We start from the raw sequence: 19,241 nt of genomic DNA, 5'->3' as shown, positions 1-19,241 counted from the left end.
GGCTGGAAGGTAAGGCGGCACGGGCGCATGTCTCAACAGCTCGGGTGCTTAAGGCTGCCAAGGCGGATAAACAGGCCTAAACATGACGTTAAACGGACTCTTAAACATAGACCTTGAAAGGCATGGCCGTAAGAGCGGAAGCATAAGCCGCCGTTACCGCAGCAACGGATATGTATTCAACAACCCACCCCCACACATAGCGTTCGGCCTGTGTTCAACACATCTTCATGGCCCGCGCCAAGCGCAACGTACCCTGGCGGATCTCATCCCGATTGAGCGAAGCAAAGCCCAGGCGCAACGCGTTCTCCGCCAAGCCCTCAGGCGAAAACTGACGCGCACTGCGCACCACAACTCCCTGGCCCAGGGCATCCTCCACTAACCGGTCAACATTCGTCTCATCCTGGAAACGCACCCACAGCGCCAGCCCGCCCTCGGGCGTACGCACCTGCATACGCTCGCCGAACGCCTCGTGCAGACAGCTCTGCAACACTTCCCGCCGCGCGGCGTATTCTTTCGAAACACGGCGCAAGTGCTTCTTCAATTCACCCTCATTGATCAGGTCCGCCAACATTTTCTGCGCGACGGCATCGGTGTCGCCCACCACCAATGCGGCGCTTTTTTGCAGCACTTCAGTCACATGGGCAGGCGCCACCACATAGCTGCACCGGAACGTCGATCCCAATGCCTTTGAAAGCGAGCCGATGTAGATCACATGGCGTTGCGAGCTGTCACTGGCCAGCGGCAAATAGGGCCGCCCGTTAAAGTGATACTCGTGGTCGTAGTCTTCTTCGATCACGCAAAAATCATGCAGCGCCGCCAAGGCCAGCAGCTGTTGCCGACGTGCCGCATGCAGGCTTACGGTGGTGGGGAATTGATGGTGCGGGGTGAGATAGATCATGCGCACTTTATGCGTTTGGCAGAGCTGCTCGATATGGTCGGTGCGGCAGCCCTCATCGTCCATGTCGACCGTGATCAAACGCGCACCGAGTTTGCGGAAAATCTCCCACGCCGGCGGGTAACTCAGGCGCTCCACCAACACCACGTCACCGGGCTGGATCAGCAGGCTGGCCGTGAGGTACAGCGACACCTGGGTGCCTGGCGTCAGGCAGATATTCTCGGCGCTGATCATCAGCCCGCGATTGTTGCGCAGCATGTCGGCCAGCGCGCAGCGCAGGTAATAGCCGGTGCCTTCGCTGCCGTAGCGCACCGTGTTGGTGGTAAAGCTGCTGCGCAAGGCGTTGCGGTAGTAACGATGCAGCACGGCTTGCGGCAGCAAGCGGTGATCGCACGCGCCGTTATCGAAAAACAACGCGTCATGCCGGTGCTCCAGGGCAATCACCTGGGCGTTCTGGGCGAAGTAGGGCACGACCGCCTGTGGCACCAGCGCTGGGGCGAAAGACGGTTGCGAGCGACTGGGCACGGGCTTGGCCGCCAGTTGCGCATTGACGAAGGTGCCACGGCGCGGCTCGCTGATCAGCCAGCCTTTGGTCATGGCCTCTTCGTAGGCCAGGATCACGGTTTTGCGGTTGACGTCGAGCAGTTGCGCCATCTCCCGAGTGCCCGGCAGCAGCGTGCCGGGCGGCAGCCGCCCTTCGAGGATGGCCGCGACGAGGCCTTCGGCAATCTTGCGATAGGAGGCTTGGCTTGAACCGTCATCAAGTTTGAGCAAGGGGCGCCACTTACGCATCTGGACCATCTGAAGTATCCAAAACTGGAGGTTTTAATGGGCCTAGTCTAGCGCAACAATCAGGCCTCACTTACTCCGAGGTCTTTATGAACACACGCCATGTAATCGAACTCTCTCCCTCGGGTAAAACCTTTGAAGCCGGTGACGAGCTGTTGCTGGACGCGATGCTCGCCAGCGGTTTGTCAGTGCCGTTCTCGTGCCGACGCGGTGCCTGTGGGTCGTGCAAGGTGGTGGTCACCCAAGGTGAATACCGCGCCAAGCGACTGGCCCCCGGCGCACCCGCGCCGAGCTACCCGCTGGCGGCCAATGAAATGCTGCTGTGCCAAAGCCATGCCTGCGCCGACATGCGCCTGGAAATTCCCGGCTGGTCGCTGGACACGCCCGCGCTGGTCGTCGAGTCGACAGTGCTGAGCAAGCGCGCACTGAGCTCCGACATCATCGAGTTGGTGGTGATGCCGGATATGCCATTGGCCGTGCGGGCAGGCCAGTACCTCAAGGTCCGCCTGGTCGATGGCGATTCGCGGTGCTTCTCGATCGCCAACTTGCCGGCCGACGGCGATGGGCGGCTGGTGTTTCAGATTCGCCAGGTGAGCGGCGGGTTGTTTTCCGAGACCCTGCTGGGCAGCCTTGAGGCCGGCGACCTGTTGCCGCTGGAAGGGCCTTTTGGTGCCTGCACCTGGCAGGACGATGACGCTGCGCCGGTCGTCCTGTTTGCCACCGGCACCGGCTATGCGGGTATCAAGCCGATCTTGCTGACCGCCTTGAAGCGTGATGTGGAGGTGACGTTTTACTGGGGCGGCGCGCAAGCAGCAGATTTTTACGACCGCGCATTCCTGGACCAGGCGGTCATCGACCACCCGCGTTTCCACTGGCACCCAGTATTGGCCTCGCAGGGCAAGGTGCAGGAAGTCGCGCTAGGCCACGGGCACCGTTGGGAAGCCGCTCAGGTGTATGCCTGCGGTAATGGCGGCATGATCAGCCAGACGCGTGCCGAGTGCCTGGAAGCAGGTTTACCGAGCCATCGGTTTATCGCCGAAGCCTTTGTGCCCAGCGGCCAGTCGAGCGCCGACGCGCTGCTCAAGACCCTGGATGACACCTGGGAAAAGGTCGGCCCGAGGTATTCGCTGGACGGCATGCTCGCCGCCCGTGAAAAAACCATCCGCGCCCTGGCAGCGATTGCCAGCCAGCTCAAGGTCGGCATGACCACCGGGGAAGCCCTCGACATGGCCGCCGAGCAGTTGCAGGCCATGGGCGCCTCCCACACCTGGCACCCGACGTACATCCGTTTTGGCGACGACACGGTTCGCCCACCGAGAGAAGGCATTGACCCACTGCGCCCGCTGCGTGCCAGCGATATCGTGGTGGTCGACCTCGGCCCGGTGTGGGACGGCTACGAGGGTGACTATGGCGACACCTTTGTTTTCGGCGAGTCAGCGCTGCACCGCGATTGCTTCAAGGCCGTGCATGAAGTGTTCGATGAAACCCGCGAGGCCTGGAAGCGTGGCATGACCGGCTGTGAACTCTATGACTTTGCCGAGGAACGGGCCGTTTCCAAGGGCTGGCGGTTGTCGCGCAACCTGGCCGGCCACCGTATTGCGGATTTCCCCCACGCACTGTTCGGCACCACGGAATTGGCCGAGCTTGAGATCACACCGAGTGAAATGGTGTGGGTGCTGGAGATCCAGCTCTGCCACCCCACCGAGCCGGTTGGTGGGTTCTTTGAAGATATCCTGATGCTTGAAGCTTGAAGGGCTGAGGCACTCTAGGTGTTAGGTAGGAGGTTTCCCGAGTTTCCCTGAACTATATGGGCGCAGTCGGCTCATACAGCCATTGCCAATCACGGCAATTATTTCTGTGCGATAGGGACATCACCTGTGAAATATGCAATCTGCGCCACCTTGCTGCTGTCACTGAGCGGCTGCCTGACCATGTCGGGTGAATACACCGTGACGGCTCAGGACGCCTCCGGCGCCCCGTTAACCAGGCTCGGCACCTTCACCGCCGAGGGCCATAACATTTACCCCATACGCAATGCGTTCTGCCTCAATGCGCCGGGGGCGACGGTCATCATTCGCGATGCCCGGACCGGCGAGGAACTGCGCAGCGAAAGCCCTTATCACTGCCGTTAAGCCTCAAAAAAAGGATTTCCATGAGAGCGTTTCTGATAGCAGGCCTGGCCGTGGCCGTAAGTGGCTGCGGCAATATTTCCAATATCCGTGCTTACAACACGGCCTATGTTGAACCCACATCCGGGGATACCGCACGTTTGCGTGTAATCACCAATGGCATGGCGCGCGGCGTGCCGGGCCGTGATTGCATCGACTGGCGTGTGCCTGGCGCCGGGGTGATGGCCGTGTCCGAATCCGGCTTTGCGGGTCAGAATAATGGCCGCAGCCTGGGCATGCCCGAGAGCAACCGCCGGGTGGAGGCGCAAGGCTCGGCGCGTAGCGAACTGAAGGTGCCGGCGAACAAGCCTTTTGCCATGAACTTCCAGAGTGAGGGCTATGTTTCTGGCGGCAATTCCTACAGCTGCAGGCAGAGCTTTCACTTCACCCCCAAGGCCGGGCAAGATTACGAACTGATCCTGCTGGACGGTGGCCAGTGCCTGATTGCATTGCAGCGCCTGAACCCGACGGGGAAACCGCAGAACGTGCCGGTAGAGAAGGCCAAGCTGTGCAATGCGATGGATATGTTTTAGGCCGCAAGCCAGACCTGTTTAATCACAACGCCGATCAATGTTGATCGGCGTTGTGGTTTTTACCTGCGCTTATCAGAGCTTCGGCAGTTGCCCCACACGGCCGATCATTTCCGTGACGATCTGCAGGTCCAACAGGAACTGCTCGACGGTCTTGAACTCACCGTCGGTGTGCCCGGTGTACTTCACGTCCGGCTTCGCCAGGCCGAATTGCACGCCATTGGGCAGCTCATGCACGGAGGTCGCGCCGGCTGAGGTGCCGAACTTGTGCTCCATGCCGAGGTTTTCGCTGGCCACGGCCAACAGCGCTTTGACCCACTCCCCTTCAGGGTTGCGATACATCGGTTCTGCCACCGAGTAAGTGACGTCCATGGCCACTTTGGTGTGTTTGTCCCAGGCGCTGATTTTCTCTTCGATCTCGGCCTTGAGTTTTTCCGGCGACTTGCCCTTGGGAATGCGCAAGTTCACCGCCAGTTTGAAGGCTTTGGCGTCTTGGCCAACAAAGGTCAGCGAAGTGGTCAGCGGCCCCATGAACGCATCGGAGAAGCCCACGCCCAGCTTGCCGCCCAGGTAATCCAGGCCCCAGTTGTCGGCGGCATATTTTGCGGCGTCGGTGATGTGGTTGTGCTTGAGGGCGATCTTGCCGTCGACGCTGTGGATCAGCTCCAGCATACGTGCGACCGGGTTCACGCCGGTTTCCGGCTCGGACGAGTGCGCGGACACACCAGTGACCGTCAGCTTGACCTCTTTGCCCACCACCTTGGCCGCCACGGTGAAGTCAGCGCCATTATTTTTGGCGTATTCATCGCCGGCTTTTTGCAGGTTGGCCGCCAGCTCCGCAGGCTTGTCGCTGAGCAGAGTGGCCACCGACACCGAAGGAATCTGGTTGGTGGCCGCGCCGCCGGTCATGGCGATGATTTCTGCGCCTTTGCCGTCACCTTTGCGCACCGGGAAGCTTGCCATGACGGTGCCGTAGCCTTTTTCGGCAATCACCACCGGGTAGCCGCCATCCAGCGCCAGGTTGTATTGCGGCGTCGGGTTATGCTCGAAGTAGTAAGGAATGGCGTCTCCGGATGTTTCCTCAGTGGTGTCCACCAGCAGCTTGAAGTTGCGCGCCAGTGGCAGCTTTTCTTCCTTGATGACCTTCATCGCATACATCGTCACCACGATGCCGTTCTTGTCATCCTCGGTGCCACGGCCGTACATGCGGTCGCCGATCAGGGTGACTTTGAACGGGTCGAGCCTGGTGCCGTCCTTGAGCACCCAGTTTTCCGGGGTCACTGGCACCACGTCGGCGTGGGCGTGAATGCCGACCACTTCATCGCCGCTGCCTTCCAGGGAGATTTCATAGACGCGGTTGTCGACGTTACGGAAGTTCAGGTTGAAGGCTTTGGCCAGGCCCTGGATCTTGTCGGCGATCTTGAGGAATTCCGGGTTCTTGTACTGCGGCAGGCCGTCGATGTTGAAGGTTGGGATCTCGACCAGCTCGCGCAGGGTTTCCAGCGCGGCCTTGCCGTACTTCACTCGGGTATAAATCCCCAGCAGGCGATTGATTTCGTTCTGCTGGTCGACGCTCAGGGGTTTGTTGGCGAGGAAGGCTTCGATGGCCGGGCCGACGTCGTCGGTTTTTGCCAGGTCGCCCTTGGCCAGGGTGCCGAGGAAACCACGGAAATCGGTGGTTGGGGTTTCACCAAAGTGCTTGATGATGGCTGTGCTTTGTTCGACGCTGATATTGGCGGACGCAGGCGTGGCGACGGCCGCAAAGCTGGCGGCGAACAGGGTGGCAGCCACCAGTTTCTTGAGTGGAAAGTGCATGGTTAGAGGCATTCCTTTGCAGGCGGTGAGTAAGAGGTTTCTGATCGATCTGTCAGAAACATTTCCACACACTACCATCACCAAGGCCGGGATAGGGAGCCTCGATGTGGGAAATGTCCTACTCAAATATCAGGGTTGCCCAGTAACCAAATGTGGGAGCTGGCTTGCCTGCGATAGCGGTGGATCAGCAATGAAGTTGTCGACTGACAGTCCGCCATCGCAGGCAAGCCAGCTCCCACACAAGCCGGTTCCCACAGGGGAATAGGGTGAAGTTTGAAATGAGTGCTCAAGGCTTACCCGGATGCGGCTCCGGATACGGTGCAATCACGTCCAACGCCTTGGCATACGGCCCCTCCCACAACTGCTCGTGCAACTGCCCGATGCGCTTGGCCATCGCCGCGTCGTGCATCACCACTTCCAGGTTGCGCGAGTTATCCAGATACCCGCCCAACCAGTTGCTGGTGCCAACCCAGGCCACTTGCCCGTCGATCTCCATGGTCTTGCTGTGGATCACCCGCGCATACGGAATAAACCCTTGTTTGGCTTCGGGCAGGGTGACGATCTTGACCTCGATGTTGGGCAGCACGGCCAAGCTTTTGAGGTAGGGCAGTTCCAGCTTGTCGGTGTTCCAGTTGGACACCATCAGCTTGACCGACACCCCACGTGCAGCGGCGGCGCGCACGGCGTTGTCGATCACTGCGTAGTAGGGGCGGGTTCTATCCGGCCCGTAGGACAGCGGTGCGTAGTCGAGCAATTGCACGCGCACTTCTTTCTTGGCTTCGCTTAGCAGGCGCGGCAGTTCCAGTTGTGAGTCGCCCACGCCGGGCGGGTTGTAGCGTTGCGGGCTGGCCACCAGGTAGTTGCCGGTGCGCGCAGGCTCCGGGCTTGCGGCAGGCAGCGGCACAGCTTGTTTGTCTGCGAGGGCGGCCTGGGCCTGCCAGTCCTGGTTGAAGATCGCCTGCACTTGGCTGACCACGCTGGCATCGCTGATGCGCAAGCCGGTTTCATGGATATGCTCCAGCGAGCGCCAATCGAAATTCTGGCTGCCGATAAACGCCTGCTTGCCGTCCACCACCATGTACTTGGCGTGGATGATCCCGCCGCTCAACTGCCCATAGGCCAGCACGCGAAAGGTCAGGTTAGGAATTGCGCGCAGGCGTTCCAGCGTAGACGCCTCCGACAGCCGAATACCTTTTTCCTCCAGCAGAAAGCGAATCTTCACACCCCGTTTGCCGGCAGCTTCCAGATGCTCGATCACCTTGTCCATCACCGAACCGGGATGGTCGGCCGCGTAGAACTGGCCGATATCAATGCTGCTTTTTGCGCCGTCAAACAGCTCGATCCACACCGGCCCTGGCTGGCGCAAGTCGGCAGTCCCCAGCGCAGTGTCCACCGGCACGGTGTGTACCAGTTCAAACCCTGGAATTGAAAAGTCCGCCTGGGCAAGCGGACTCAACAGAAGGCCGGTCAGGCCTGCGATACGCAACTTTATCGAGAGGGACATAGGCGTCTCATCGGGGCAAAAAGAAAGGCGGGCGCATCATGCGCCCGCCCTGAAGGTCATGCAGTGCGGGTGTGCAACGGCGTTGGCACCAGATGCGGTACTTCACCCTGTACACGGGCGCCGGTGGCCGCGCGGATCAGCAGGATTTTCAGCTGGTCGTTGATGCGCTCCAGGCTGTCCTGGAAGAAGTTGTGGAACACCACGCAGAACAGCGCGATGGCGATACCCAGGCCGGTGGCGAACAAAGCCGTACCGATGCCACCGGAGATCTGGCCTGGGTCGGACACGCCGGCACTGGCCAGCGCCTTGAAGGTGTCGATGATGCCGAGGATGGTGCCCAGCAGGCCCAGCAATGGCGCGGCGGTGGTGATGGTCTCGATGATCCACAGGCTGCGCGACAGCGGCGCGCGGGTCTTGAGGTACTGGGTTTCGATTTCATCGTCCAGGTCTTTGCGCGAGCCGTTGGAGGCCTTTTGCGCGAGGATCGGCAGCACCATGTTCAGCGGCAGGCTGTCGCGGCGGGTGAGGCTTTCTGGCAAGTCGCGCTCGCTGTGCACGTTGGCGCCCAGCACGTCGGTCAGGGCGCGGGCCTGGCGGCGCACGTAAGCGAAGTAGATGCCCCGTTCGATGGTGATGAAGATCGCGATCGCCATCGCGGCGTACATCACATAGAAGGTGATTTGGTGCAGCAGGTCCATGTCCATGAGTGTGTTCCTCTCAGGTGATTAATCAGAAATTCGCTTCCAGGGAAACCGTGACGGTACGGTCCAGGCCGACGATGTAAGCCGGGTCACCATCGCGGAAACCGCTGTAGCTCGCCGCGTTGGTCTTGGTGGTGTACACGCCGTCCAGGTACTTCTTGTCAAACAGGTTGTCGACGTTCAGGCGCAGGGTGGCGTCCTTGACCACTTTCTTGTCCACGGGCAGGTAGATACCGGCGCCGAGGTTGAAAACGGTGCGCGCCGAAATGGCTTCGTCGTTGGTCAGGTCACCGTAGAGCTTGCTGGTGAATTTGCCGCCGAAGGTGCCGTAGAAGCGCCCGTCGTCATACCCGATGTTGGCCGCCAGCATGTTGGCCGGCACGTTGGCGAACTGCTTGCCGCTGGTGGGCAATACGATCGGTTTGCCGGCGCTGAAGACGGTCAGGTCGTCCTGCTGCTTGGAGCTGGTGTAGGTGTAGGAGGTGTAGTAGTTGAAGTTGTGCGGCAGCTTGCCGCTCCACTCCAGTTCCAGGCCTTTGTTGATCACGGTACCGGCGTTGATGTCGGCCGAATCGCCGTTGCTGTCCAGGGACGTGAGCTGGCGGTTCTTGAACTGCATGTAGAACAGGGTGGCGGCGAGGGTCATGTCTTCGCCGGTGTAGCGCCAGCCCAGTTCCTGGTTCCAGCTCAGTTCCGGCTTGGAGTCCAGGGAACCCACGCCTTTGTCGTACAGCACGTAGTTCTGCGGGATACGCATGTTGCGCGAGAGGCTGTAGAACAACTGGTCACGTTCGTCGAGCTGGTATTGCAGACCGGCGTTGGGCAGCAGCTTGTTGTAGGTCTGGTTGGCCTTGCCCGGTTGTTCGGTGAGGCTGCCGTGGTTGGTGCCCTCACGCTCGACATTCATGTAGGCAAGGCCCGCGATCAGGGTCCAGTCCGAGTTGATGTACCAGGTGTCCTGAGCCCAGACTTTTTGCGCTGGCGTTACGGTGTAGCGGTCGCGGCCTTGTACGGTGTTGCCATTGGCGTCGACCACGGAGCTGGCGTCCGGCCAAGTGTCGCTGGGCTTGCCGCTGTTCTTGAGGGCAATGAACGGCTGGGTCTGGCTTTGGCGGGCGCGCTCGTACCAGTAGCCGAATTGCAGGCTGTGGTCGCCCAGGTCCCAGTTCAGCTTGGTGGTGATGCCCGGGCGCCAGGTCTGGGTGCGCGAAGGGCGGTAGTAGACGCCCGTCGTCGCGGAGCCGTCAGCGTTGTATTGGGCCTGCGTCGGCAGGTTGCCGAGGTCGAATACGCCGCCTTTGTTGGAACCGCTGTTGAGCGCATAGGCGGAGGAGCCCACGCCGCTGCCGTTGCCGTAGTAGTAATACGGGATCACCGAGAGCGACAGGTTGTCGCTCAGCTTGTACTGGGTGTTGAGCACGGCGGTGAAGGTCTGGAACGGGTTCTGTGCCAGGTCGTAATAGCTGCTGATCTTGCCGTTGGAACCCAGCGCCGGCTTGGCCGGGTACGGGTCATACTTGCGGCCGAACTGCTGGAACTGCGCCTTGGTCAATTGGCTGTAACTGTTGTTGTCCTGCTCGTGGTACTTGAGGATCAGGTTGGCGGTGTTGCCGTTGCCGGCGTCGAAAAAGCTGTTCCACTCCACCTTGTCCGCACGCACCGCGCCCGAGCCGCGCCACATCTGGCCTTCGGTGTGGGACGCCGACAGCCAGTTGGAGAGGCCGTTGACTTCGCCGGTGTTGAGGCGCGCAAAGGTCTTGCGGGTGGCGTTGCTGCCCACCACTTGTTTAACGAACGCACCGGTTTCCTTGGTCGGGCGAATCGTCACGATGCCGATGTTGCCGCCGCTGGAACCGATGTGCGGGCCGTCGGCTTCCGACGAGCCCTGGGTGACGAAGATCTGGTCGATGTTTTCCGGATCGCCGAGCAGGTTGGAGTACAGCGCGTAGTTGCCGGAGTCATTGATCGGCATGCCATCGACCGACATACCGACCTGGTCGGAGTTCATGCCGCGCATGGTGAAGCGAAAGCCCGACAGACCGGTGTTGTCCTCACTGGAGATGTTCAGGCCCGGCGTGTATTTGAGCTTGTCGATGGCGTTGCCGGTGGCGGTTTGTTTGTCCAACGCTTCCTTGGTGATGGTCGAGCGGCCCTTGGCGCTCTCTTCCTGGACCATGTAACCGCCCCCCGCGGTTGCCTTGCCTCCCTGAACTCCGATCGTGCCGACGTCACTGTCACTGGTATCAGCCATGACCACTCCATGGGTCATGCTCGTCGCGGCAACAAGTGCCAGATGAATACGTGTGAACCTCATCACTGTCGTCCTGGTGTCGGTGCTTATTGCACGCTGTAGTTGAAGGTGGCGGTGAAGCGTTGCTCGTTACGTCCACCGAAGGCTTGTTCGGGGAACGGCTTGACCTGCTTGATGCGGCGCAAGCTATTGGTAGCGGCCCGATTGAGCAGCATGCTCGGCGCCGGGGTCTGGATCCCGGCATCAAGGACGCGGCCTTGTCGATCCACCATCAACCACACCACCACCTCGCCACTGGGGCGCTCGAGGGACGCCTGGCGCCCGGTGGGGTATTGCTTGTACGTGTCCAGCTCGTTGCGCAGCCCCTTGAGGTAACCGCCTTCCAGTGCCTGGCCATCTACTTTGGGCGGTGCTGGTGGCGCGGGCGGCACAGGTGTTGGCGCGACAGCGGCCTGTACTGGCTTGGCCGCCACTGGTGCGACTGGCGCTGGCGTGGGAGTCGGTTTGGCGGCCACCACGGGCTTGGGTTTGGGCACCGGCTTGGGCTTGGGTTCAGGTTTTGGCAAGGGTTTGGGCGGTGGTGGCGGCGGGGCCGGTTCGGCTTCTTCGTCCTCGATCACCGGCGGTGGCGGCTCTTGCTCGACCACAGGCTCGGGAACCACTTCAGGCTCGGGTTCGACCAGGGCCAGCTCGACCGCCGACTCGTCGTACTGCGGCTGGATTTTCAACGGTTGGGACTGGATACCCAGTGCAATCAGCACCAGGGCGATCAGGGCCGGGACACTGCCCAGCAGCTGACGCGCACGAAACAATACATACATGATCAAGACTTACGCGTGGCAATGGACACGGAGGTAAAGCCACCCAGGCGCAGGGTGTCCATGACTTCCACCAGGCGCGAAACCTCTACGCCTTTGTCGCTGTTGACGATGATGGTCGACTTGGTATCAGGCTTTTCTGCAGCCTTCAGTGCCGGCACCAACGCATCGACCGTGAGGGCCTTGCCGTCGAGTTGCAACTGGCCTTCCAGGCCCAAGGTAAGGATGAATTTATTCTGCGGCTTGAGTTGCTGCGAGCTGCTGGCGCTGGGCAGTTGGGTCTTCATGCCGAGTGCGGGGATCACGTTCAAACTCACCAGTACGAAAAACACCAGGAGGAACATCATCACGTCGATCATGGGGATCAACTCGATATGTGCCTTGCGTTTCTTGGGTTCATCCCAGGTTCTCATTCTGTTACCCCGTCGTTGAATTAGGGGCGACACGCTAACAACCAAAAATGACCGAATGGTTAACTTTAATTGACGTTTTAAAGGCTCTAGGACGCGTCTCTCAGAGATTTTACCTTGCGGTTTCATGACGTAATGCAATTGACACGAAGGCAGTACATTCTGGGGGAATTTACTTGAAGAGCTGCCGCGTATGCCCACTGCACTGCCTCAATTGTCGACCCCGCGGCTACTATTGCGGGCGCTGGAAATGGACCAGGCCGAGGTGCTCTTCATGCTCGCCAACGGGCCGAAAATCGCTGACAACACGGCCAACATTCCGTCGCCCTATACCTTGGAAACTGCACAGAGTTTTATTGCCGGGGCCGCAGACAAATATCGGGCGGGCGAGTTGTTGAACCTGGGCATGCATGTGCGTGAAACCGGTGAGTTGGTTGGCATGGTCAGCCTGCGCCTTAACGCTCGTCATCACGCAGGGCATTTGGGCGGCTGGGTCGCGGCGCATGCGCGTAACCTGGGGTATGCCGCTGAGGCGGCGAGCGCGATGATGGGTTTTGGCTTCACCGAGCTTGGGCTGCAGCGTGTCGGCAGCCAATGCTTTGGCCGCAACAAGGAATCGGCGCGGGTCATGCAGAAAATCGGCCTGCGCTACGAGGGTTGCCTGCGTCAGGCGTTTCTCAAAAATGGCGTGTACGAAGACCTGCTGGGCTTTGCCACCGTGCGTGAGGACTGGGAGCGCGCGTTGTGAATGACGCAGTGGACCAAGGCAGGCGGCGAGTCCTTAGCGGGCTGGCGGTCGCTACCGCGTTTTCAATCCTCAGCCCATTTGCGCGCAGTGCCGGGGTGGATTACCCGTTCACCCTCGGCGTGGCTTCGGGCGACCCGCTGCCGGATGGTTTTGTGATCTGGACGCGCCTGGCGCCGTTGTTCAATGCAGCCGATGGCAGCGGTGGGTTGAAGCGCGCGGTGCCGGTGCGTTGGCGGGTGGCCAGTGATGCGGCGATGACGCGCATCGTGAAGCAGGGTGAGGTCTTGGCGACTGAGCGGTTCGCCCATTCGGTGCATGTTGAAGTGGCCGGGCTTGCGGCGGGCCGGCCGTATTGGTACCAGTTCGAAGGCCTCGGCGCGCAGAGCCCGGTGGGCCAGGCACGTACCACGCCACCTTTGCAGGCGATGGCCTCGGCTCGGCTGGGGTTTGTTTCCTGCTCGCATTGGGAGCGCGGTTACTTCAGCGCCTATCGCCATTTAGCCGCAGAGCAACCTGACCTGGTGTTTTTTCTCGGGGACTACATTTACGACAGCTCTTACGCCGCCGACTCGGGGAAAGTCTTTCGGGCCCACGGCAGCGGTAACGCGGTGAGCTTGAGCGACTACCGCAACCGCTACGCGCTGTACAAAACCGATCCGGACCTGCAAGCCCTGCACGCGGCTGCCCCCAGCGTGGCAACCTGGGATGACCATGAAGTGCAGAATGACTACGCCAACCGCTGGTCCCAGGACCCGAAGATTCCCGTGGCGCAATTTCTTCAGCAGCGGGCGGCGGCGTACCAGGCGTTTTACGAGCACATGCCGCTGCGCGCCAGCAGTGTGCCGAAGGGGCCGGACATGCGTATTTACCGGCGCCTGGATTACGGTCGGCTGGCGCGTTTTCATGTGTTGGATGGGCGCCAGTATCGCTCCGAGCAACCCTGCATCCAGGCCAACGGCAGCCATCAGGGGCATATCGCCGCCAACACTTGCAGCGACCTGCGTGATCTCGGCCGCACCATGCTGGGTTGGCAACAGGAAGCCTGGCTGGACCAGGGCTTTGCCCAGTCGCAGGCACAGTGGAATGTGATCGCCCAGGACTTGCTGGTGGCGCCCTTGCTCCAGCGCGACCTGAGCAACCACAAGGTGGGCCATTGGACCGATGGTTGGGACGGCTACGTGGCCAATCGTTCACGCATGCTGGCGTCCATCTGGCGTCACAAGGTCAGCAACCCGGTGTTCTGGGGCGGTGATATCCATTCGTTCTGGACCACTGACCTGCACGCCGACGCCAACAACCCGGACTCGCCAGTGATCGCCACTGAGTTTGTCGGCAGCTCGGTGACCTCCGATGGCCCGCCCTTTGAAGCGTTCAGCAAGATCCTGCCGCTTAATCCGCATGTGAAGTTTTTCGACAGCCGCCAGCGAGGGTATGTGTCGGTAGAGCTTACGGCTCAGAAGATGCTGACGAACTTTCGGGTGATAACTGACCCGCGCGATCCCAACGCCACGGTGTCGACCCTCAAGTCGTTTGTGGTGGAGCCGGGGCGAGCGGGGGCGATTGCGGTTTAGCGCACTTGTAGGGTGTAAATACTCAACGTGGCGAGCGCGGGGGGATTTGTGGCGAGCAGGCTGTTGTGGCGAGCGGGCTTGCCCCGCGTTGGGCTGCGAAGCGGCCCCAAAACCAGGCGCTTATGTTTGCCTGAAAAAACGCGGTGACTGTATTAGGGCCGCTTCGCGCCCCAACGCGGGGCAAGCCCGCTCGCCACAACAGCCTGCTCATCACAACAGCCTGCTCATCACAACAGCCCGGTGACCACAAAAGCCGCGTGGTCTGTCAGTTGATTTCGTAACGCACCGACAGCGCGCCTTTTTTCTCCGACAAGGCCAGGATGGTCACTTGGCCGAGCTCGTTCAGGGCTTGCACATGGGTGCCGCCGCAGGCGTAGGCGGGCAGTTCGCCGAAACCCACTTCGCGGGCGCCGTCTTCCAGGGTCATATGGCGCGGGTAGTCGGCGGCGATCCATTGGTTGACCTGTTGCTGGATCGCCTCGGCGTCGATGGCCTGGGCCATTTCGCCACGGATAAAGGTGATTTTGCACTCGCCCGGCCAATGGTGGGCTTTGATCGGCATCCAACCGAAGCTTTCTCCCGCATTGCCGATCAGGTGCCCGGCCGAATGCAGGCGCGTGTACAGGGCACGGCGTTGTGCGTCGACCCGTGCGCTGATCGGGCCGGGCTGCACAGGCTGGTCCACGTAATGCACCACACGGTCAGCCTCCTGAGTCACGCGCAGCACCTGGCTGTCGCCCAGCCAACCGGTATCAAAGGGTTGCCCGCCGCCTTGGGGATGAAAAATCGTCGACTGCAGGGTGACCGCGAACAGGCCTTCGTGGGGTGTGCAGCTCAGCACTTCAAGCTCGGCGGTCAGGTGGTCGTGGGTGAAAAACAGGCGCTCGGTCATCATTTACATCCGCATCAGGGTTCTACGGGCAGTATAAATAGTGCGTGGATGGGTGATAATCCGTTCAATTATCAATGGACCTGTGCGTCATGAGCATCAATCTTCCTTTGCCACTGCTGGGTGAAATGGCGATTTTCGTCAAAGTCGTGGAGACCGGCAGTTTCTCCGAAGCGGCGCGACAACTGAGCGTTTCGCCCTCGGCCGTGAGCCGCAGTATCTCGCGTCTCGAACAGGCGCTGGCGACACGCTTGCTGCAACGCACCACGCGTAAATTGCGCTTGAGCGAAGGCGGCGAAGAGGTGTTCAAGCGTTGCCAGGAGATGGTCAACGCGGCGCGCTCGGTGATGGAGATCAGTGGCCAGTTCACCCATGAGGCCGAAGGCCTGGTGCGGGTCAGCGTGCCCAAGGCGGTGGGCCGGTTTGTGGTGCACCCGCATATGCCGGAGTTCTTGCGGCGCTATCCCAAGGTGGATGTGCAATTGATCCTGGAAGACCGGCATGTGGACCTGATCGACGACAATGTGGACCTCAGCATCCGCATCACCGACAGCCCGCCGCCGGGTTTGGTCGGCCGCCAACTGTTGCCCATCGAGCACTTGCTGTGTGCCACACCGCAGTACCTGGCCGAGCAGGGTACGCCTGAACATCCCCATGATTTGCTGGAACACAGCTGCATTTACCTGGGCGAAACGCCGGGGGATTCACGCTGGAAGTTTCGTCAGGGTGCCAAGGCGGTGACCGTGGGCGTGCGCGGGCGCTACGCCGCGAACCACACCGGCGTGCGCCTGGATGCGGTGTTGCAGCATGTGGGGATTGGTAGCTTGCCGTACTTCACGGCGCGCCACGCCTTGGCGGCGGGGAGCCTGGTGCAGGTATTGCCCGAGTGGGATTTTATTGCGTCCTACCATGGTGAGGCGTGGTTGCTGCATTCGCCCACGCGGTATCTGCCACCGAAGTTGCGGGTGTTTATTGATTATCTGGTGGAGTGCATGGCGAAGGAGCCGACACTGCGCCGAAGGTAGGAGTGCGGTCCAACTGTGGGAGCTGGCTTGTGTGGGAGCTGGCTTGCCTGCGATGCAGGCGACTCGGTCTATCAGTTAAACCGAGGCGATACAATCGCAGGCAAGCCAGCTCCCACACAAGCCAGCTCCCACATTTAAAATCAGTGCTTGCTCTGATCCTGCGGCATGGCCAGCAGCTGTTTTTCCTGGTTCCAGTCGAACGGTTCATCGTTCTGTTCGGCTTCAAAACGACGTTCTTCCAGGGCCTGGTACAGGTCCAGTTCTTCATCGGGCATGAAGTGCAGGCAATCACCGCCGAAGAACCACAGCAGGTCGCGTGGCACAAGGTGGGCGATTTGCGGGTAACGCAGGATGACCTGGCTCATCAGGTCCTGGCCCAGGTACTGGCTCTCGATCGGGTCGATCGGCAGCAGGGCGCGCAATTCGTCGAAGCGCTCCAGGAACAGGGTGTGGCTTTCCTCGGGCACCTGTTCGGCTTCGCCGACGGCAACCAGGATGCTGCGCAAGTGGTCGAGCAAGACGAGATGATCGGCAACGACGTTGGACACGAGATAAGTCCTCTAAAGCAAAAACGGGCGCGAGAGTATATGCCTCTCGCGCCCGTATTTATATGACCTTAGCTTTATAGGGTGTGAGCGGTCAGCGCACTTTACCCTCAGCCTGGGTCAGCTCTTCCTTGCTGAAATCATCCACATCGATCACCTTGCGGCGCGCGGCTTCGGCGTCGCGCAGGGTTTGCGCTTCGGCCGGTTGCAATACGCCCGCGTGCAGCGCCGCGTCGATGGCATGCTCGCCGGCGGCCGGTTTGACCTGGCCGCTTTTGAGCGCGGTGTGGAGTTTTTTCTGCAAGGGGTGGCTGGCACCCAGCAGGTCGTAGGCATGTTGCAGGGCACCCACCGGGTCTTCTGCCGATTGCGGGCGATAGCAACCCGCCAGCAACTCTTCCAGGGTCGGGTCGCCTTTGGCACGGCCAATCACCGCTGCCACTTCGGCGTCCAAAGCATCGGACGGCCCGGTGTGACGACGGCCGAACGGGAACACGATCACCCGCAGCAGGCAACCGAGGACCCTGTTCGGGAAGTTGCTCAGCAGCTCATCCAGGGCACGCTCCGACTCACCGAGGCTTTCTTCCATGGCCCAGGCAAACAGCGGCTCCAGGTGATCCGGCGAATCCAGGTCGTGATAACGCTTGAGCGCTGCCGAGGCCAGGTACATATGGCTCAGCACATCACCCAGGCGCGCCGACAGGCGTTCGCGGCGTTTCAGCTCGCCGCCGAGCAACATCATGCTCAAGTCGGCGAGCAGGGCGAATGCTGCGGCCTGACGGTTCAATGCACGGAAATAACCCTGGCTCAAACGGTTGCCCGGGGCTTTTTCAAAGTGCCCGATGCCGAGGTTCAGCACCAACGTGCTGGCGGCGTTACTCACGGCAAATCCGATATGTTGCATCAGCAGGCCGTCAAATTCCTTGAGCGCCTGGTCATGGTCTTCACGACCGGCCAGGGCCATTTCCTTAAGCACGAACGGGTGGCAGCGGATCGCGCCCTGGCCAAAGATCATCAGGTTGCGCGAGAGGATGTTCGCGCCTTCCACTGTGATGAAGATCGGCGCGCCTTGCCAGTTACGGCCCAGGTAGTTGTTGGGGCCCATGATGATGCCCTTGCCGCCATGCACATCCATGGCGTGGCTGATGCACTCGCGACCGCGCTCGGTGAGGTGGTACTTGAGAATCGCCGACAACACCGAGGGTTTTTCACCCAGGTCGACCGCGTTGGCGGTGAGCATGCGCGCGCTGTCCATCAGCCAGGCGTTGCCGCCAATGCGCGCCAGGGCTTCCTGGATACCTTCAAAGGCCGACAGCGGCACGTTGAATTGCTCGCGCACTTGAGCGTATTGGCCGGTCACCAAACTGGTGAACTTGGCCGCGCCGGTACCGACCGCAGGCAGGGAGATCGAACGGCCGACCGACAGGCAGTTCATCAGCATCATCCAGCCCTTGCCGAGCATTTCCTGGCCACCGATAAGGAATTCCAGGGGGATGAATACGTCCTTGCCGGAGTTGGGGCCGTTCATAAAGGCGGCGCCCAACGGCAGGTGGCGACGGCCGATTTCCACGCCGGGCGTGTCGGTGGGGATCAGCGCCAGGCTGATGCCCAGGTCTTCTTCCTCACCCAACAAGTGGTCCGGGTCATGGGCCTTGAAGGCCAGGCCGAGGAGGGTCGCGACCGGGCCGAGGGTGATATAGCGTTTTTCCCAGTTCAGGCGCAGGCCGAGGGTTTCCTTGCCTTCCCATTCGCCTTTGCAGATCACGCCGGTGTCGGGCATGGCGCCGGCGTCGGAGCCGGCCAGTGGGCCGGTGAGGGCGAAGCAGGGGATATCGTCGCCACGGGCCAGGCGTGGCAGGTAGTGGTTGCGTTGTTCGTCGGTGCCGTAATGCAGCAGCAGCTCGGCCGGGCCGAGGGAGTTAGGCACCATCACGGTGGAGGCGAGGTCGCCGCTGCGGGTGGCGAGTTTCATCGCGACCTGGGAGTGGGCATAGGCGGAGAAACCCTTGCCGCCATATTCCTTGGGAATGATCAGGGCGAAGAAACCGTGGGTCTTGATGTGCTCCCAGGCAGCGGGCGGCAGGTCCATGGCCTGGCCGATTTCCCAGTCGCTGACCATCGCGCAGAGTTCTTCGGTAGGGCCGTCGATAAACGCTTGTTCTTCTTCAGTCAGTTGCGCCTTGGGGTAGGCCAGCAATTTATCCCAATCGGGGCGACCGCTGAACAGTTCGCCGTCCCACCACACGGTGCCGGCGTCGATGGCGTCGCGCTCGGTCTCGGACATCGGCGGCAGGACTTTCTGGAACCAGCTGAACAGCGGCTTGGTGAAGTATTGGCGGCGCAGGTCGGGCAGCAACAGGGGCACGGCCACGGCGGCGATCAGCACCCAGAGGATAACCAGCAGCCAACCCGGTGCATGGCTCCAGGCGCCCATCGCCAGCAGGTAGACGGCAACCACGCCCAGCGCGGGCAGGGGCGCGGTGCGGCGGTGTGCCAGGTAGGCAATGCCGACCACCAGAACCAGTATCCACAACAACAGCATATTCAATCCTCCGTGAAACCAAGGGCGAAACCACCATGGA

At 61.0% G+C, this 19,241-nt stretch carries 16 protein-coding genes; 6 read left to right on the top strand and 10 right to left on the bottom strand.

The features are described 5' to 3' along the window. Nucleotides 1-214 precede the first annotated feature (214 nt). Complete coding sequence (pdxR, locus tag GIW48_RS18615) at nucleotides 215-1,696, bottom strand: MocR-like pyridoxine biosynthesis transcription factor PdxR (protein ID WP_236462638.1); 1,482 nt, start codon at nucleotides 1,694-1,696, stop codon at nucleotides 215-217. Nucleotides 1,697-1,773: 77 nt separating this feature from the next. Between pdxR and GIW48_RS18610 the strand changes: the two genes are divergently transcribed. The 3 genes from GIW48_RS18610 to GIW48_RS18600 all read left to right on the top strand — a co-directional run bounded on the left by GIW48_RS18610 (nucleotide 1,774) and on the right by GIW48_RS18600 (nucleotide 4,385). Continuing rightward, entirely contained in the window at nucleotides 1,774-3,435 is a 1,662-nt protein-coding gene (locus GIW48_RS18610) for an NAD(P)H dependent flavin oxidoreductase family protein (protein ID WP_236462641.1), read from the top strand. A gap of 126 nt (nucleotides 3,436-3,561) precedes the next feature. Further along, nucleotides 3,562-3,816: a hypothetical protein gene (locus GIW48_RS18605; RefSeq protein ID WP_017136409.1), complete on the top strand. Its 255-nt coding sequence runs from the start codon at nucleotides 3,562-3,564 to the stop codon at nucleotides 3,814-3,816. A gap of 20 nt (nucleotides 3,817-3,836) precedes the next feature. Further along, entirely contained in the window at nucleotides 3,837-4,385 is a 549-nt protein-coding gene (locus GIW48_RS18600) for a hypothetical protein (protein WP_099547853.1), read from the top strand. 72 nt (nucleotides 4,386-4,457) lie between these two features. Here the strand turns inward: GIW48_RS18600 and GIW48_RS18595 are convergent, their stop codons facing one another. The 6 genes from GIW48_RS18595 to GIW48_RS18570 form a co-directional block, all read right to left on the bottom strand. Next, nucleotides 4,458-6,197, bottom strand: coding sequence for a dipeptidase (locus GIW48_RS18595; protein WP_236462643.1), 1,740 nt, complete (start codon nucleotides 6,195-6,197; stop codon nucleotides 4,458-4,460). Between the two features lie 286 nt (nucleotides 6,198-6,483). Further along, nucleotides 6,484-7,701: a phospholipase D-like domain-containing protein gene (locus GIW48_RS18590; protein WP_236462645.1), complete on the bottom strand. Its 1,218-nt coding sequence runs from the start codon at nucleotides 7,699-7,701 to the stop codon at nucleotides 6,484-6,486. 56 nt (nucleotides 7,702-7,757) lie between these two features. Beyond that, nucleotides 7,758-8,405 (bottom strand): MotA/TolQ/ExbB proton channel family protein, encoded by a 648-nt coding sequence (locus tag GIW48_RS18585; RefSeq protein ID WP_017136406.1) that lies wholly within the window; start codon nucleotides 8,403-8,405, stop codon nucleotides 7,758-7,760. Between the two features lie 25 nt (nucleotides 8,406-8,430). Then, complete coding sequence (locus GIW48_RS18580; protein WP_236462648.1) at nucleotides 8,431-10,716, bottom strand: TonB-dependent receptor; 2,286 nt, start codon at nucleotides 10,714-10,716, stop codon at nucleotides 8,431-8,433. A gap of 23 nt (nucleotides 10,717-10,739) precedes the next feature. Then, entirely contained in the window at nucleotides 10,740-11,474 is a 735-nt protein-coding gene (locus tag GIW48_RS18575; protein ID WP_176991161.1) for an energy transducer TonB family protein, read from the bottom strand. Between the two features lie 2 nt (nucleotides 11,475-11,476). After that, on the bottom strand, nucleotides 11,477-11,884 hold the full coding sequence (locus GIW48_RS18570; protein WP_017136403.1) for an ExbD/TolR family protein: 408 nt from the start codon (nucleotides 11,882-11,884) through the stop codon (nucleotides 11,477-11,479). Nucleotides 11,885-12,074: 190 nt separating this feature from the next. Here GIW48_RS18570 and GIW48_RS18565 point away from each other — a divergent pair, with 190 nt between their 5' ends. Further along, complete coding sequence (locus GIW48_RS18565; RefSeq protein WP_026013639.1) at nucleotides 12,075-12,629, top strand: GNAT family N-acetyltransferase; 555 nt, start codon at nucleotides 12,075-12,077, stop codon at nucleotides 12,627-12,629. Further along, entirely contained in the window at nucleotides 12,626-14,200 is a 1,575-nt protein-coding gene (locus GIW48_RS18560) for an alkaline phosphatase D family protein (RefSeq protein ID WP_236462650.1), read from the top strand. Before GIW48_RS18565 ends, GIW48_RS18560 begins: the two co-directional genes overlap by 4 nt. Before the next feature lie 265 nt (nucleotides 14,201-14,465). Here the strand turns inward: GIW48_RS18560 and GIW48_RS18555 are convergent, their stop codons facing one another. Continuing rightward, nucleotides 14,466-15,092, bottom strand: coding sequence for an alanyl-tRNA editing protein (locus GIW48_RS18555; RefSeq protein WP_138454177.1), 627 nt, complete (start codon nucleotides 15,090-15,092; stop codon nucleotides 14,466-14,468). A gap of 89 nt (nucleotides 15,093-15,181) precedes the next feature. Here GIW48_RS18555 and GIW48_RS18550 point away from each other — a divergent pair, with 89 nt between their 5' ends. Further along, nucleotides 15,182-16,114: a LysR family transcriptional regulator gene (locus GIW48_RS18550; protein WP_017136399.1), complete on the top strand. Its 933-nt coding sequence runs from the start codon at nucleotides 15,182-15,184 to the stop codon at nucleotides 16,112-16,114. Between the two features lie 140 nt (nucleotides 16,115-16,254). Here GIW48_RS18550 and GIW48_RS18545 read toward each other — a convergent pair whose 3' ends face one another. Both GIW48_RS18545 and GIW48_RS18540 read right to left on the bottom strand, forming a co-directional pair. Beyond that, nucleotides 16,255-16,662, bottom strand: a complete 408-nt coding sequence (locus tag GIW48_RS18545) for a PA2817 family protein (protein ID WP_010567536.1) — start codon at nucleotides 16,660-16,662, stop codon at nucleotides 16,255-16,257. Between the two features lie 91 nt (nucleotides 16,663-16,753). After that, nucleotides 16,754-19,201, bottom strand: coding sequence for an acyl-CoA dehydrogenase (locus tag GIW48_RS18540; RefSeq protein WP_099547860.1), 2,448 nt, complete (start codon nucleotides 19,199-19,201; stop codon nucleotides 16,754-16,756). Nucleotides 19,202-19,241: the final 40 nt, after the last annotated feature.

The sequence above is a fragment of the Pseudomonas sp. PA-6-3C genome (assembly GCF_021605825.1).
Taxonomy (GTDB): Bacteria; Pseudomonadota; Gammaproteobacteria; order Pseudomonadales; family Pseudomonadaceae; genus Aquipseudomonas; species Aquipseudomonas edaphica.
This window is presented reverse-complemented; position numbering and strand designations above follow the sequence as displayed.